This is a genomic window from Ohtaekwangia sp. (assembly GCF_036786105.1).
Taxonomy (GTDB): Bacteria; Bacteroidota; Bacteroidia; order Cytophagales; family Cyclobacteriaceae; genus Ohtaekwangia.
Map to the genome: position 1 here is coordinate 1 of NZ_DAIQRQ010000038.1, position 16,641 is coordinate 16,641.

Below are 16,641 nucleotides of genomic sequence, written 5' to 3' on the forward strand. Positions count from 1 at the left end.
TCTTACTTCTTACTTCTTACTTCTTACTTCTTACTTCTTACTTCTTACTTCTTAATTCTTAATTCTTAATTCTCTCCTTCCCTACTCCGCCAGAATTCTCCTCACATGCGAAAGTGTATGCGAGAGATTTTTGGTCTCGCCATTTACAATTCCTTCGGCGGTAAGGTGATCTATGCGAACACGGCCGGAAGCGTGGATGATCTTTTCTTCGGCCAGTAGAATGCCTACGTGTGTTACTTTGTCTTCAGCGTTCTTGAAGAATGCAAGGTCGCCCGGTTTTGCCTGGCTAAATTCTTTTACAGATTTACCTTGATTTGCCTGCTGCGAGGAGTCGCGGAGTAATTTATAGCCGCAGATCTTGAACACCATCTGTGTGAAGCCGGAGCAATCTATACCGAACGGGCTTTTGCCGCCCCACTGGTATGGAGCGTTTATATACTTGACGGCTACATTCCTCAAAAATTCAAACTCACGTTTCTGCCCTACATTTTTAGATTCGCCGTTGAAAGCAAACTGCTCTTCCATCTTGAACAGCTCCGAACTGGAAATGGGTATCATACTCCCCATCAATATCGCGAGCGGACTTTTGTTGTACAGCAGGCTTGACGTAAGATCGGTGGTGATCTTAAGCTCAGACTTCTCCAAATACTCTATATAGTCTTTCGATACGGCATGATGCTGCAAGGCATCGATCCATCCTTCGTATTGGTCAAAATATATACGTATACGCAACCACTTATTGTCTTTGGAGCGATCGATCACTTCATAATGATCTCCAAACAAAAGCTGCGTTGCCTGCTCAGCCTTGTCAGAAGGCTCGGTACGTACGGATAGTACACTGAGGCGACAAACACCATAGTCTAAATTCTCCATTATGAAAATTCCCGGTTTACGTTAGCTTAATGCGACTCAATTCACGTTTGGCATCGCGTTCGCGAATGCTGTCGCGCTTGTCGTGAAGTTTTTTACCGCGTCCCAGCGCTATTTCAAGTTTTGCCAAACCACGGTCGTTGATGAACAGGCGTGTAGGCACCAGCGTTAATCCTTTCTCCTCCACTTTGCCCTCCAGCTTTTTAATCTCCGAGCGCTTAAGCAATAACTTCCTTTCGCGCGTTGCATCGTGATTGTAGTGTGTGCCCTGTGCATATGGAGTTATGTTTATACCCTTTACAAACATCTCGCCATTGCTCAGGTAGCAATACCCGTCCTGCAGGTTCACTTTACCTTCGCGAATTGATTTAATTTCTGTGCCCGTCAGCACCATGCCTGCTATGTATTTATCCAACAACTCGTATTGAAAGCTGGCCTGGCGGTTCTTGATGTTAATATTATCTGAAAAACGTTGCTTCATGTTCAAAACTATAGGAGCATCCTTATTTATTTTTTACGATCGTAGCTCGCTCCTGGTTAAAATCGTTTTTAATTTTTCCTTCTTCAAAATTTTCTGGCCTGTAGTGCCCGTGGCAATTACGCGGCTCTCTACCGTTGCCTCATACACACAGATTAACTCGTGATGGTTCTGCTGTTGTATTCGCGCAGTAAAGATAATTTCTTCCCCGACAAAGGCAGGACTTTTATGATCAATGCTGATGTAGGTTCCTATACCTTCCTCATCGTCATCCTTCATCTCCAGCACAAACAGGCGCGTGGCCCATTCGATCTCGCGCGCCAGCACATAGGTTGAACAAACCGGGTGAACCGTTTCACCGTGAAATGTCGCTACGTCTTCCGGCTTTACCGTGTAGTGGTATTGCTTTATGGAAGGTGGTGGATTTTTCATTCGGGGTCAGATTCAAGGTTCAAGGTTCAAGGTTTAAGGTTTAAAGTTCAAAGTTTTAAGGGTGGTCAGGATGCGATATGTACTTTATATGGGCATACGCGCCAGTGGTGTAACGTCAAGCGGGCAGAATTCTCCTTTCAGGTATTTATAGTGTGCTGCGATGGCAATCATACCGGCATTGTCGGTACAATACTCAAAGGCAGGTATAAAGATATTCCATCCGCGTTCTTCGCCCATTGCTTTCAGCGCCTGTCGCAGGCCACTGTTGGCCGAAACACCGCCTGCTATAGCAATGTTCCGTATACCCGTTTGCTCACTGGCTTGTCGCACGCGCGTGAGCAGCATGTTTACCAGGTGATGCTGCAGGCTCGCACAAATATCGTTTATATTTTCTTCTACAAAGTTGGGATTCTTTGCCTTTTGGTCGCGAAGAAAATACAGGAATGCCGTTTTTATACCGCTGAATGAAAAGTCAAGTCCCGGCATTACCGTTTCCGAAAATTTATAGGCCTTTGGATTTCCTGCCTGCGCATACTTGTCGATCAGCGGCCCGCCGGGATACGGCAGCCCCATGATCTTGGCAGCTTTATCAAACGCTTCTCCTACCGCATCATCGTGGGTTTGGCCGATCACTTCCATCTCAAGATAATTCTTTACCACAACAATCTGTGTATGTCCTCCGCTTACTGTAAGGCATAAGAACGGAAACGAAGGCTTGGGGTCATCAATGAAATGCGCGAGCACATGAGCCTGCATGTGGTTCACTTCAATGAGCGGAATGTTCAGGGCCATAGCCATGCCTTTGGCAAACGATACACCTACCAGCAAAGCGCCCATAAGTCCGGGGCCGCGGGTGAACGCAATGGCATCGAGTGCTGTTTTATCCACGCCAGATTTTTCCATGGCTTCAGTTACTACAGCAACAATGTTTTGCTGATGCGCACGCGAAGCCAGCTCGGGCACCACACCTCCGTATTTTTGGTGCACCGCCTGTGAGGCGATAATATTATTAAGTACCTTGCCGTTTCGTATAACGGAGGCAGATGTTTCATCGCACGAAGACTCAATGGCAAGGATAACGGGACGCATGTGTTGATAGAATGAACCGGCAAGTTATCAAAAATAAGATTCGAAAAATACTGGCTTATCTGTTTGCAGGCACAGTGTTCCTGCTTATCTCAGCATTTCTGGTGCTGCAGATGCCGCCGGTACAAAACTGGCTGGCCTCGCGTTTCCTCAAAGACTTTACGAAGGTTGTTGGCTTCCCCTCTACGGTAAAAGGCTTTCGCATGCTTTGGTTCGACCGGCTGGAGCTCACCGGAGTTAATATCTATGACCTGGAGGGCAACCGGATGATCGGTGCCCAAGAGATCATGATCAACTTCAAGCTCTCACAGCTTATACAAGGTCGTGATGTAAACATCGATGGCATTTACGTTGACAGTGCGCATGTATACCTCACCAAAATCCATGAGAGTGATACTTCACGGAACCTGAACATCAACGTATTCATAGACCGCATCAATAAAGGATATTCATCCGGTTCTACCGGCACCGGTAAAGCTCCCCGCATCAACATCGGTGAAGCGTTTCTCAATCGCAGTCAATTCACTTATATCAACCAGGATCAGGATTCGATCCGGGAAGGATTCGATTACAATCACTTTTCACTCGCAGTAGATGAAGGTCACCTGAACAGTTTTGTCGTGCTTGGCGATACCACCGAGTTCCTGGTAAGTACGCTCATTGCGCAAGACCTCAAGACTAAATTTACTGTAAAGCAACTCTCCACATTCTTTCGCATTTCGCAGCTGGGTATGGAGTTCACAGGGCTTAATATTCAGGCAGGAGAAAGTACAATTTCCGATACGCTGATCTTCCGCTATAACGCCCTGCGCGATCTGAACGATTTTGTTGATAAGGTAAAGATACACGCGAGCTTCAACAATACCATTATCGACCCGAAAGACCTGGACCTCTTTGCTCCGGGCGTCCATCGCATAACGCAGCCGCTCAAACTCAGCGGTATATTTAACGGACGAGTCGATAAGTTCAAGCTCACCAAAATGCAGCTTGGCATTGGCAACACCAGTCTGAACGGTTCGCTTGATATGGAAGGGTTGCCTAACTTCAACGAAACCTTCATCAACCTTAATGTTCATAACTCGCAGTTCGATCCACGTGACCTGGCATTCCTCTTTAACGATCGCACGCTCAACAGGCTGCGGCCGCTGGGTATACTGAATATGCACGGGCAGTTTTTAGGCTACCCCACTGACTTTGTTGCTAACGGTACATTCTCCGGTAAGCTGGGCATTATCCGTTCGGATATAAACCTGAAAGTAAATGAAGAGAACATTGACTACTCGGTATACAAGGGAAAGTTATCCCTTACCAAGTTTGACCTCGGGCGATACCTCAACGATACTACGTTCTACCAGCGTGTGAGTCTGGATGGACAAGTAAGTGGTAAGGGACTGACGCAACGCACTGCCGACTTCCTGCTGAATGGCAAGATCAGCTCGATTGGTATTAAGGGGTATAATTATACCAACATCACTACAGATGCGCGCTTTGCTACCGGGTTGTTTCGCGGTTTGGTAAAAATCAACGATCCGAATCTTGAACTTACCGTACGCGGTTCGATGGACTTGCGTGATGAGCGAAACGAAATACGCTTTCAGGCACAGCTTGATACAGCCTATTTGCATCGCCTGAAATTATCGAAGGACAGTCTCTTTATACATGCTATTGCAGAAGCAGACTTTCAGGGATTGACGCTGGATTCACTGCGGGGCACAGCTCACCTGCGCGACCTTGTCATGCTATATAAAGACAAATGGCTTTCGCTGAACGATATTCAAGTGGATGCTCAGCGTGATCGCGGTAACCGTCTTTTCAAAGTTCAGTCAACGCTGGTAGACCTGGAAGCGCGTGGTAATTATTACTACTCGGATATATCTTCGGATGTGCAATTGCTGGTTAAGGAAATTCTGCTGAACATCCGGAACGACAAACATGAGATTAACGAATACTATAGCCAGAAAGCACGCAAGCCAAAAAACTATGAAGCGCGTATCTCGGTGGATCTAAAGAATGTTACTCCCATCGCCAGCCTTTTCAATGCTGATGTAAGCCTTTCACCCCATACCCGGTTCGATGGTAAATTTACCAGTGGCCGTACCACCATCTTCAATATATACTCTCAGTTCGATTCGTTGAAGTATGAAGGAAAGACCTTTGTAAAATCTGCTGTTGAACTTACCGTATCCAAAATATCCGATAGCACCAGTGTACTTTCTATGCTTACCATCAATTCGGATAAGCAGTTCCTTAGCAGTAATCTGCAAACCAGGAACCTGCTGGCAGAAGCGATCTGGAACCGAAACCATATCGATTTCTCGATGGATGCCGACCAGGAGGGGCAATCAAACTATATGCGCCTGCGGGGTGATGTAAATTTTCAAAAAGACAGCACAGTGATCTCCATGCATCCCTCCGAGTTGCAATTACTGGAACGTAAATGGCACTTTAGCGACAACAACTATATATCCGTGCGTGGCAGTGATTGGGGTTTCTCCAATCTGGCACTTGTAAACGAACAACAACTGATTAAAGTGGATGGAAGGATATCAGAAGATCCGGCTAAGATCGTTACACTCAACATCGATAACCTGGACCTCTCGCTGTTCAATGTGCTCACGATGAAAAAGATTAACGGTATAGCCGATGCCAACCTCGACATGAGCAATTTCTATAAGAAGCCTGTCATACAAAACGATATTGTGATCACCGATTTTATGGTGGATGATTTTCTGATTGGCGATATCATCGGCAAGAACCATTGGGACACGGTAGATCACAAGCTTGACATTGATATGTTTGTTGACCGAGCAGGTACTCGCATCCTGAATCTCACCGGTGATTATAATCCATCGCGTACCGATAGTCCGCTGAATGTAACGGCTAACCTCGACAAAGCTGAACTCAAAATTATACAGCCGTTTCTCGAAGAATTCTTTACACACATTGATGGTACAATCTCCGGATCGTTTAGCATTACCGGCCCGCTGGAAGAACCTGAAATACGCGGAGAGGGCAAAGTTGCCGATGGCCAGGTCATGATCAACTATCTCAAAACGCTGTATCATTTTACCGGCATTATCGGGCTTACACCTACATCTATATTCTTTAAAGATATTGAGCTGGCAGACATTCTGCGCAACAAGGGAAAGCTGAACGGTGCCATTACGCATCGTAACTTTTCGGGCATGGCCATTAACATGACAGCCGATTTCAAAAATTTCCAGGTATTGAACACATCGATGAAAGACAACAGTTTATTTTACGGGCAGGCGTATGCCACGGGCGATGTGAAATTTACCGGCCCACTCTCTAACCTGGAGATATCTTCCAACGCGCGCTCCGAAAAGAACACCCATATATATATACCGCTGAGTGGTTCATCATCGGTTGACAAGAAAGAGTTTATTACGTTCGTCAACTTTAAGGACACTACGTTTACCAAAACGGTAAAGCACACCATTACCAAAAAAGTAAACATTACCGGCTTGTCGTTCAACCTCAACCTGGATGTTACACCCGAAGCATACTGCGAAATTATATTCGACATGAAGTCGGGCGATATCATTCGCGGTCGCGGGGTGGGCGATCTGCGTTTGCAGCTTGATACCAAAGGTGAGTTCAACATGTTTGGTCCGTTCGAGTTCACGGAGGGATTCTATAATTTCACACTATACGATATCATCAACAAGGAATTTATCATTAAGAAGGGAAGCCGTATTACCTGGTATGGCGATCCATACAAAGCTACGGTGGATATCGATGCTACCTATAACCAGCTCGCATCATTTGGTCCGCTGGTATCGATGAGCGATCCGTCTATTAAACTTTCGGAGTCTCCACAATTGCAGCGCCGCTACCCGGTAATGGTGTTGCTCTCACTGGACGGCCCGATGCTGACACCAGACATCAACTTTGATATTGTTGCGAAAGACCTTCCGAAGAACGTACAGACCAATACACAGACCATCAACCTTGATTTGTTGTTCACTGCTTTCAAGAATAAACTGGACGAACAGGAGTTAAAGCGACAAGTGTTCAGCTTGATCGTGCTCCGTAAATTCTCACCGGCAGAGTCGCTGAGCACCAGCGGATCGGTAGTAAACAGTTTGAGCGAGTTATTCTCCAACCAGCTTAGTCACTGGATGAGCCAGGTAGATGAAGACCTGGTGGTGGATGTAGATATAGGTTCCATGGATGCCGAGAGCTTCAATACCTTTCAGCTGCGCATGTCATATACATTTTTAAATGGTCGCTTGCGCGTAACGGGCGATGGTACTTATAACAACACCAGTTCTGCCGCTACCAATACCACACAGCAAACGCCTTCAAGCCTTGCCGGCGACTGGACGGTTGACTATATGTTAACCGCCGATGGCAAGCTGCGGGTAAAGATGTATAGCCGCACCAACGTGAACCCTATTCTTAGCTCGGTAAATAACCAAACAGCTATGACTACCGGTGCGAGTATCATTCACACGCAAAGCTTTAATGAGATACGCGACCTCTGGGTATCGGAGCGGAAGAAAAGAAAGAAACAGCAAGAGTCAGAAGAAAAACCGGATACTAATAAAGATGCAATCAAAGAAGAGGATGGCACAGAATAAATGGATTTTAGTTTTTTTGTCGATCCCCTGCTTTGTATTCGCACAATCGGATAGTATACCGGCTGTTAACAAGAAGCGGCTGCGTGGCCTTACTATTGCATCGGTTGCCGGGTATAGCGCAGCGCTATCGGGATTGAATTATCTCTGGTATAAAGATTCCAACCGCGGGTCGTTTCATTTTTTTGACGACAATGCCGAGTGGAAACAGGTAGACAAGATTGGTCATTTTTACTCTGCATTTTATTTAAGCTACGGTACTTCGCGTGGGCTGCAGTGGGCCAGCATGCCGGCACGCAAAGCTGATCTTATCGGCGCACTGGCGGGCTTTGCCGTGTTGGTGCCGGTAGAAATCTTCGATGGCTTCTCCGATGCGTATGGTGCCTCCACAGGCGACCTGATGGCCGATGCTGCGGGCGCGGCTTTTTACCTTGGCCAAACGCGGTTGTGGCATGAAGTGCGCATCTATCCAAAGTTCTCCTTCCACCGCACAGGCTATGCTGCCCAGCGCCCTGATCTTTTAGGCGATGGCTTGTCCGGCGAGATACTCAAAGACTATAACGGACAAACGTACTGGTTTTCGGTAGATATGGATAAATTCATGCACTTCCCCAAGTGGCTCAACCTCGCAGCGGGATACGGTGCACAAGGCATGCTCTACGCCCGCGTTGAACAAAACATCGCTGCCGGTTATGCACCGCCTTACCGCCAGTATTATCTCGCACTGGACTTTGACCTGAGCGCGATCAAGACACGCTCAAAAGTTGTGAAGACACTTATCTTCATTGCCAACATGGTGAAGCTGCCGGCACCCACGGTTGAATTCTCGTCACACCACGGCACGCGCTTTCATGTACTATACTTTTAGTCATTAGATGGTGTAACTGGCTGTTACTAAATAATTTCCGACCATTCATACCAAAATCCGGGTGGGAATTTTTAACTTCGTTTAAACCCTAATCCACTGTTTATGGTAGCAACATTACCCGGAATTATGAATTATGTTGAGCAGTATGCTGAACATATTGGAGGCCAGTACACTGATTATGATCACACTCGTTCTGTGATTGTAGTACCCCTGAATTCAAGTCGCTTTCAAACAGTATTGGCCAGCGTACAGACCAGCCCTGTCTCCGGTCGCGAGCAGGCTCTTTTCACATCCAAAGTATGTGAGTTCGTTCCCAACCTCGATCTCAAAGCATTACTCGAACGCAATGCCAGCTTCGACTACAGTAAATTTATTCTCGAAGATGGCTACCTGAAGGTTGAAGCCTCCTGTCTCTCTGAAACCGTATCCGAAGAACAGGTTCGCGAAATGATCCAGGAAGTAGCACAACTTGCCGATCACTATGAGATGAAGCTGACAGGAAGAGACATTCACTGAAATAGCTGCGAGCTTCCGGCTGCCAGTTGCCAGACGATGATCCGTTAATAACGTTTTTTGTTAAGCAATAACGTATCATTACGAGCATCGGCCTGTAGCCAGCAGCTTGAGGCCAGAAGGCCTTCCTCTTCGCTGAAATAGCTGCGAGCTTCTGGCTGCCAGCTGCCAGACGATGATCCGTTAACAACGTTTTTTGTTAAGCAATAACGTATCATTATAACCTCCGGCCAGTAGCCCGAAGCCAGAAGCCATTTCCCTTTTCACAGCTCATAGCTCACAACTCAAAGCTATTTTCAACTATCTTTGCGCCAAGCAAGCCACCTTATCGCTCTCGCAAGAGGGAGGAAAGTCCGGGCAACACAGGGCAGCGTACTTCCTAACAGGAAGGCACCGGCTTCGGCTGGTGACAGAGAGTGCCACAGAAAACAAACTACCCGGTTCGACTTTGTCGGGTCGGGAAAAGGTGAAAAGGTGAGGTAAGAGCTCACCGCTCCGGTGGCGACATCGGGGGCAGGGTAAACCTTACGCGTTGAAAGGTCAAATAGGCTTCGGTGCGAGCGGCCCGTTCCACATGCCAGCAATGGTATGTACCGAAGCGGGTAGACTGATTGATTCCGGCTGCGAGGCCAGGAACAGATAAATGATAAGGCTCCCGCTCTGCGGGATGACAGAACCCGGCTTACAAGCTTGTTAATTTTAAAACCTGCTCCGCGATTGCAAGCAGGTTTTTCTATTTTAGCGCTGGCGGTTAATCGTTATACGTTACAGGTTAACCGTTAATCGTAGATAAACTACTACACCCACGCCCTTACTCACACCGCCAGCAGCTCGCAGCTGGCAACCAGCAGCTTTTAACAAAACTCTATGGCAAAAATTCTTATCATCGAAGACGACAACAAGATCCGCGCAATACTGAAAGAAATTCTGGAAGAAAAGGAACATGACGTGCAGGAGGCTGCAGACGGGCAGGAAGGTTTCAAAAAGCTGGAGCAGGGAAATTTTGATCTGTGCATCTGCGATATCAAAATGCCAAAGATGGATGGCCTGGAGGTATTGGAGAAAGCAAAGGAGGCTGGTATATCTTCCAACTTCATCATTATCTCGGCGCATGGCACTATCGATGTAGCGGTAGAAGCTGTGAAGAAAGGTGCTTTCGATTTTCTTCAAAAACCGTTTGACCTCGGGCGCCTGGAGATCACCTTGCGAAATGCACTTGATAAAACAAATCTTGTAAAAGAGACCAAAACGCTGAAGAAGAAGATCTCGAAGAAGTTCGATATGATCGGCGAATCAACACCGATACGCGAAGTAAAAGAGATGATCGAGAAAGTAGCCCCTACCGATGCGCGTGTGCTGGTAAATGGCCCCAACGGTTCGGGTAAAGAACTTGTAGCCCGCTGGATACACGAGAAGAGCAAACGTGCCGATGGGCCATTAGTAGAAGTAAACTGCGCTGCTATACCTTCGGAGCTTATCGAAAGTGAATTGTTTGGTCACGAAAAAGGCTCGTTTACCTCTGCAATCAAGCAGCGCCTTGGTAAATTTGAATTGGCAGAAAACGGCACGCTGTTTCTCGATGAGATTGGCGACATGAGTTTATCAGCGCAGGCAAAAGTTTTACGTGCCCTGCAGGAAAGCAAAATCTCACGCGTGGGTGGCGATAAAGAAATTACGGTAAATGTTCGGGTGGTGGCTGCTACCAACAAAGACCTGCGCAAGGAAATTGAAGAGAATCGCTTTCGTGAAGATTTATACCATCGCCTGAGTGTTATTGTAATTAAAGTACCGGCCCTGAACGACCGGAAAGAAGATATACCTTTGCTGGCGGAAAAGTTTCTGCAGGATATAGCGGATGAGTATGGCGCCCGAAAGAAAACAATCAACGCCAAGGCCATCACGCAATTAAAAGAACATAACTGGACGGGTAACATACGTGAGCTGCGTAACGTGGTAGAGCGATTGGTGATTATGAGTGGCGATGAGATTACGCAGGATGATGTGAAGAAGTATTTGTAGCGAAAGCTGCCGTGCAATTCCGAATTGCCTTATCAACTTTAGCGATACATGATCAACAAGATTGCAGTTATCGGAGGCACCGGTATGATTGGAAAACCGGTAGCCCGGGCATTGCATCAGGCAGGTTTTGATGTTACGGTGCTGGCCCGCGATGAAGAAAAGGCAAAAACAGAATTGCCGGGAATCGCCATCCGGCAAGGTGATATTAAAAATATACCAGACATCGAGAACCTGCTGCAAGACCAGGATGCAGTATATATTAACCTGAATCTCAACATGAGCGATGGCCAGCAAGACTGGCATGCCGAGCGCGAAGGCCTTCACAACATTCTGGAAGTGGCTAAAAATATTCCTTTGAAGCGTGTTGCCATCACCAGCTCCGTGATTCAGAATTTTCAGGATACACATGGATTTCACTGGTGGGTATTCGATCTGAAACGACAGGCGCTGGCGCAGATTAAAACATCGGGTATACCTTACACTATTTTTTATCCATCTACCTTCATGGAGAATTTTATGTCTACCTATAGAAAGGGCGATCGTATTCTGCTCGCGGGCAAATCGCATCATAAAATGTACTTTATCGCCGGAAGCGACTTTGGCCGGCAGGTGGCCCGCTCGTTTCGGTTATTGAAAGATGAAAATAAAGAATATATCGCTCAGGGCCCTGATGGCTATACCGCCGATGAAGCCTCTGATATATTTATACGCCACTATCCAAATGCCTCGTTGAAAATATCGCGTGCTCCGCTGGGCATGCTCAGGTTATTAGGCGTATTCAGCAATCGCGTTAACTATGGCTATAACATTATCTACGCACTGAATAATTATCCCGAGAAATTCGAAGCAACGTCAACGTGGAACGAATTAGGCCGACCTACTGTGACGCTGACCGACTATGCTAAATCGGGAGGAACAATCTGAACTATAATAGTACTATACTCCGGAAAGATCCCACGCAAGTGAATCATCGTAGTGAATCTCGCCTTTCTTCACCCGAAGCGGTGAAGGTATATTATCCTCATAGATAGCCCCTGTGCCCAGCCCCTGTGGAAGTGTAACGGGATAGTTTGCAGTAAACTGACATATCGCATTCAGCCCGATGCTGGATTCCAGTGCAGAGGTAATCCACCATCCTATACCCGCACTTTCTGCTAGGCTGATCCACTCGCGGCAACTTTGCAATCCACCATGAAGTGTCGGCTTCAAAATAATATAGGCAGGTTTGAGCCTGGTGAGCAGCTTTCGCTTCGCCTCTTCTCCTTCTATTCCAATCAGTTCTTCATCAAAGGCAATGGGTATAGGCGACTTACGGCAGAGCTCTTCCATCTCGGGTTGCCCTTGTTTTATAGGTTGCTCAATAGAATGGATCTTGAACCGCGATAGCTCTTCGAGCCGAAACAATACTTCGTCTGTTTTAAAAGCACCATTGGCATCAAGCCGTATAGTCAGTTGCTCACGGTAAAAACGCTTGCGCATATACTCCAGCACATCCATCTCCCTGTCGAAGTTCAAGCCGCCTACTTTCATTTTTATACAGGTAAATCCCTGCGCTACTTTATCGCTGAGCTGGTGCAGCATAAAGTCGAGATCGCCCATCCAGATCAACCCGTTGATGGGTATAGATTTACCCTTCGTGAAATCATTATCGAATATCAAACGCTTGCCTCCGTTCTGTAAATCGAGCAAGGCAGTTTCGAGGCCAAAGATGATAGAGGGAAAACCGGAGGGTACCAGGTGTTGAAGTGTTGAGGTGTTGAAGTGTTGAAGTGAATGCGATGAGAGTTTGTTCAATACATCCTGTAATACCTGCTCAAAATCGGGGCGATCGTCCGGGCTGAGGCCGGGTAAAGGGCCGCATTCGCCGATGCCTTTTAGGTTGGGATTGGCGTCATCCCATACAGCAATGAACCAGGATACTTTATCGCGCATCAATCCGCGGGAGGTTCGGGCTTTGAAGTTGAATTGAAATACTTTCTTTTGATACGATGCCTGTAACGCCATAGTAAATTTGAAAAACGAAAATACTGTTTTCGGATTAACTTTGAGCGCGTATGAAGGAACTGAACATAAACGATTTTACGTACGAGTTGCCAGCCGGGCGAATAGCCCTCTATCCGTTAGACCAACGTGATCAATCCAAACTGCTGGTATATCAGAAAGGCTCGATCGCCCACAAGCAGTTCAGCTCACTGGCAGATTTCCTGCCGCATAACGCCACGTTGTTTTTCAACGACACCAAGGTTATACCTGCCCGCCTTCACTTCACAAAAGACACAGGTGCCACCATAGAAGTATTTTTATTGCATCCTGTATCGCCTTCTACACTGGTGGTGGAAGCCATGCAGGCGCAAGAGAAGAGTGTATGGAAATGCACCATCGGAAACCTGAAACGATGGGCGGAAGGAACTTCACTGCAAAAAGAACTGGGCTCGCTTGCCGTAACAGCAAGCCTGGTGAACCGCGAAGAAGGTCTCGTAGAATTTCTATGGACACCCGGAGTATCGTTTGCCGAGATCATTTCACGCTCGGGTGAAACACCACTCCCGCCCTATCTGAAACGCAAACCCGATGTATCGGACCGCGATCGCTATCAAACGGTATACGCGCATTACGAAGGCGCTGTAGCAGCACCAACGGCGGGTCTGCACTTTACCAACAATGTATTGCAGACGTTGAAAGCAAAAGGCATTGAAACCGATTACCTCACGCTTCACGTAAGTGCCGGAACCTTTCAACCAGTAAAGGTTCAAAATGCAGTGGAACATCCTATGCATACAGAGCAGGTACTGATCAGCAGAAACAATCTGGAAAACCTGCTGAAGAACCGCTTCATCATCCCGGTGGGTACTACTTCCATGCGCACGCTGGAAAGTATATATTGGTTTGGAGTAAAGCTGAAAAAAAATCATGAAGCTATCTTCAGTATACAACAGAACGATCCCTATCAGAATTATACTTCGCTTCCGTCAACCGAAGAAGCGCTTCAGGAAGTAATCCGTTATATGGAGCGAAAGCAGTTGGATATCCTCACGGGAGAAACCTCCATCTATATTATGCCCGGCTATACTTTTCGCATTTGCCGTGGCCTCATCACCAATTTTCATCAACCCGGTTCCACACTTATACTCCTGGTAGCTGCCTTTGTCGGAGACGACTGGAAGAATATATACCACGAAGCACTCGCAAACGATTATCGTTTTCTGAGCTATGGTGATAGTTCTCTGTTGTTGCCAGGAAGGATGGAGAATTAGGATTAGAAAATTGAAAAATTAGAAGATTGTAAGATTAGAAGATTCTTGCCTATATAATTAAAATGCCAGGATCGATCCCGGCATTTTAATTTTACAATTTTCTAATCTTTCAATTTTACAATCTTCAAATCCAATTCTACTTCTTCGTCTCCTCCTCGTTCAAATCCACTACGCGAACTTCTACGCGCCTGCCTTCTTCTTTGGTAGTGGCTACATCTTTGGTGGCACCGTATCCTTTCGCAACAATGCGTCTGCGAACGATGCCCTTATGGTTGAAGTAATCAAGAATAGCGATTGCACGCTTGTTAGACAATTCGCGGTTAAGCTCTTCGGTACCTTCAGCCGATGCGAAACCTAAAATCTCCACACCCAGGTCCGGAGACTTTTTGAGCTCGGCTAATATAGCATCCAGTTGCGGGTTGTATTGTGCTTTCAGATCGCTCTTGCCGGCGTCAAAGTATATCTTGGCAGCTTTGGTGAGTGCTGCTTTATCGAAGTTTGATTTCTTGTTAACCTGCTCTTTTGTTTTCTTTGCTTCTTCGTTAAACACAAAGGTTGGCAGCGAAAAAATGGTCTTGCCGTCTACTTTCTTTTGCTCAAATTTACTCTCATCGCTTTCGTCATAGTAATACGTGCGGGTAGCCACTTCGATGCGGGAGTTCTCCTTCTCGTTGAAGTTTACATCTTCAATCGGGTCTTTCATCTGGATCAGGTCGGTCAGATAAGTGATACCGTCTTTATCACCCGAAGCCATCAGGTCGAGCATCATATCATATACATCTACGTTACCGGTTTGCACCAGCTTCGCTTCGTGTGTTTTTCGCAGGTTGCTTTTTACTTCCTGGTCGGTATCATAGAAGGCGTTCTTCACTTGCACTTCCTGCCCTACTACCACATCAAACTGTTTAATGGTTTTCAGGTTGATCATCTGGTATAGCTCATAGAAATAACTCTGGTTCGGTATATTAACGTTGAGGGTATACGGAAGAAATCCTTCTGATTCAATCACAATATCATAGTCGGTTGCCGGCGGAAGAATCACCAGGTAGTTACCGGTTTCCGGATCAGGGTCATACACGAAGTCAAGCTTCTTATCTGTTTTATTATCGATTACATACAGCTTGGTAGGCATGGGCTTGCCGGTTTCAGCATTCAGTATTTTTCCTTTGATCATCGTAAGCGGAATATTTGCAGATTCCGCAGGCAAATCCATATAGTATATATCCTGACCACCCTGACCGCCTTTACGATCTGACGAGAAGTACGCGCGGGTTCCATCGGCGATCAGCGTAAAGTAATTATCGTTCGCAGTCGTGTTCACCGGGTATCCCATATTCTCCGGTGCGCTCCAGGTTTTATCTATCAGCTTCGACACGAAGATGTCGCGTCCACCCATAGAGTTGTGTCCATCTGAAGTGAAGAAGAGTGTCTTCTGATCAGGGTGAATAAACGGAGCGTCTTCATTTGCTTTCGAGTTGATCGGTGCCCCCATATTTACCGGGTTGCTCCAGGTACCATTGGCTTGCAGCGTGGTCTTATAGATATCAAGCCCGCCCAGGCCGCCCAGGCGATCGCTGGCAAAGTAAATGGTTTTGCCATCGGGCGTAATACTCGCCGTGGACTCCAGGTATTTAGGTGTATTCAGATTGGGGGTGAGCAACGAAGGCTTGCCCCACAGATCACCCGTTTTGGTAATTTGGTATAATCCACCCGGATCGGTTGATCCTCCCATAAAGATAATCATCTTTTGTCCATCGGGCGACATACCGGCAGTCCCTACGTTGTAATCGTGCGCAATGGGAATAACTTTTGGCTCTGACCATGATCCGTGGTCGTTATACGATATATAGATTTCTTCAATAAACTTATCGCCCGTACGTGTCTTGCCAGTGTTGGGGCGCAGTGCTGTATAGGCCATAGCGCTTTCGTCAGCAGAAACGATGGGATTGTATTCGGTATACTTTGTATTTACCAGCGGAGAATTGAAGTAATTTACCTTGAAGTTGCGTGGCACCGACATCAGTGCTACTGCATTGTGGCAGGTTTGTATGGCATCATCGGCTTGTGCCATTGCTTTCTTGTCGGCCTTGTTGCTAAGCTCGCGGAATTTGGTAAAGCTCTCAATGGCTTTCTGCAGGTTTTCATCTTTCAGATAGATGGAACCCAGCTCATAATACAGTGTTGTTGGCCAGCCTTTGCCATTCTTGATAGCGTACTCAAAATACGGTATAGCCTTGATCTGCTCACTTAACTCGGGTGATTTCTCATAGCATACACCTGTCTTGTAATGAACCGTAGGATCCTTCTCGCCTGCCTGGATGGCCTCCAGGAATTTGGGAAGTGCTGCATCGTAACTTTTAACACTGAAATACCGTTCAGCCTCAGCCAATGCTTTGGCGTTCTGGGCAAACGAAGCCGTTGCAAAAAGTAAGCAGAGCAACAACAAGTAAATGGTCTTCTTCATCATATGTTAACTGTATTTTAAGCTCCCAATACTACAAAGATTATGCGCGACTATAT

The 16,641-nt window shown here is 46.6% G+C and carries 12 protein-coding genes and 1 other RNA gene; 7 read left to right on the forward strand and 6 right to left on the reverse strand.

The window, feature by feature from the left end; translation table 11 throughout:
- Nucleotides 1-81: 81 nt before the first annotated feature.
- The 4 genes from V7Q33_RS15285 to tsaD all read right to left on the reverse strand — a co-directional run bounded on the left by V7Q33_RS15285 (nucleotide 82) and on the right by tsaD (nucleotide 2,869).
- On the reverse strand, nucleotides 82-873 hold the full coding sequence (locus tag V7Q33_RS15285) for a C40 family peptidase (protein WP_331983212.1): 792 nt from the start codon (nucleotides 871-873) through the stop codon (nucleotides 82-84).
- A gap of 16 nt (nucleotides 874-889) precedes the next feature.
- Nucleotides 890-1,351: an SsrA-binding protein SmpB gene (gene smpB / locus V7Q33_RS15290; protein WP_331983210.1), complete on the reverse strand. Its 462-nt coding sequence runs from the start codon at nucleotides 1,349-1,351 to the stop codon at nucleotides 890-892.
- A 33-nt stretch (nucleotides 1,352-1,384) separates the two neighbouring features.
- Nucleotides 1,385-1,780, reverse strand: coding sequence for a thioesterase family protein (locus V7Q33_RS15295; protein ID WP_333820384.1), 396 nt, complete (start codon nucleotides 1,778-1,780; stop codon nucleotides 1,385-1,387).
- Nucleotides 1,781-1,864: 84 nt separating this feature from the next.
- Entirely contained in the window at nucleotides 1,865-2,869 is a 1,005-nt protein-coding gene (gene tsaD, locus V7Q33_RS15300; protein ID WP_333820385.1) for a tRNA (adenosine(37)-N6)-threonylcarbamoyltransferase complex transferase subunit TsaD, read from the reverse strand.
- Nucleotides 2,870-2,880: 11 nt separating this feature from the next.
- On the opposite strand from tsaD, the gene V7Q33_RS15305 reads away from it, so the two are divergent.
- From V7Q33_RS15305 to V7Q33_RS15330, 6 genes are all read left to right on the forward strand, one after another.
- On the forward strand, nucleotides 2,881-7,470 hold the full coding sequence (locus V7Q33_RS15305) for a translocation/assembly module TamB domain-containing protein (protein ID WP_333820386.1): 4,590 nt from the start codon (nucleotides 2,881-2,883) through the stop codon (nucleotides 7,468-7,470).
- Entirely contained in the window at nucleotides 7,439-8,335 is an 897-nt protein-coding gene (locus V7Q33_RS15310; RefSeq protein WP_333820387.1) for a DUF2279 domain-containing protein, read from the forward strand. Before V7Q33_RS15305 ends, V7Q33_RS15310 begins: the two co-directional genes overlap by 32 nt.
- A gap of 102 nt (nucleotides 8,336-8,437) precedes the next feature.
- Complete coding sequence (locus V7Q33_RS15315) at nucleotides 8,438-8,851, forward strand: hypothetical protein (RefSeq protein WP_333820388.1); 414 nt, start codon at nucleotides 8,438-8,440, stop codon at nucleotides 8,849-8,851.
- A gap of 309 nt (nucleotides 8,852-9,160) precedes the next feature.
- Nucleotides 9,161-9,549, forward strand: an RNA gene (rnpB, locus tag V7Q33_RS15320) — RNase P RNA component class A.
- Between the two features lie 166 nt (nucleotides 9,550-9,715).
- Nucleotides 9,716-10,867: a sigma-54-dependent transcriptional regulator gene (locus tag V7Q33_RS15325; RefSeq protein ID WP_333820389.1), complete on the forward strand. Its 1,152-nt coding sequence runs from the start codon at nucleotides 9,716-9,718 to the stop codon at nucleotides 10,865-10,867.
- A 48-nt stretch (nucleotides 10,868-10,915) separates the two neighbouring features.
- Nucleotides 10,916-11,791, forward strand: coding sequence for an SDR family oxidoreductase (locus tag V7Q33_RS15330; protein WP_333820390.1), 876 nt, complete (start codon nucleotides 10,916-10,918; stop codon nucleotides 11,789-11,791).
- A gap of 12 nt (nucleotides 11,792-11,803) precedes the next feature.
- Here the strand turns inward: V7Q33_RS15330 and V7Q33_RS15335 are convergent, their stop codons facing one another.
- Nucleotides 11,804-12,871, reverse strand: coding sequence for an o-succinylbenzoate synthase (locus V7Q33_RS15335; protein ID WP_333820391.1), 1,068 nt, complete (start codon nucleotides 12,869-12,871; stop codon nucleotides 11,804-11,806).
- A 50-nt stretch (nucleotides 12,872-12,921) separates the two neighbouring features.
- Here V7Q33_RS15335 and V7Q33_RS15340 point away from each other — a divergent pair, with 50 nt between their 5' ends.
- Entirely contained in the window at nucleotides 12,922-14,121 is a 1,200-nt protein-coding gene (locus V7Q33_RS15340; protein ID WP_333820392.1) for an S-adenosylmethionine:tRNA ribosyltransferase-isomerase, read from the forward strand.
- A gap of 136 nt (nucleotides 14,122-14,257) precedes the next feature.
- On the opposite strand, the gene V7Q33_RS15345 is transcribed toward V7Q33_RS15340, so the two are convergent.
- On the reverse strand, nucleotides 14,258-16,588 hold the full coding sequence (locus tag V7Q33_RS15345) for an OmpA family protein (protein WP_333820393.1): 2,331 nt from the start codon (nucleotides 16,586-16,588) through the stop codon (nucleotides 14,258-14,260).
- Nucleotides 16,589-16,641: the final 53 nt, after the last annotated feature.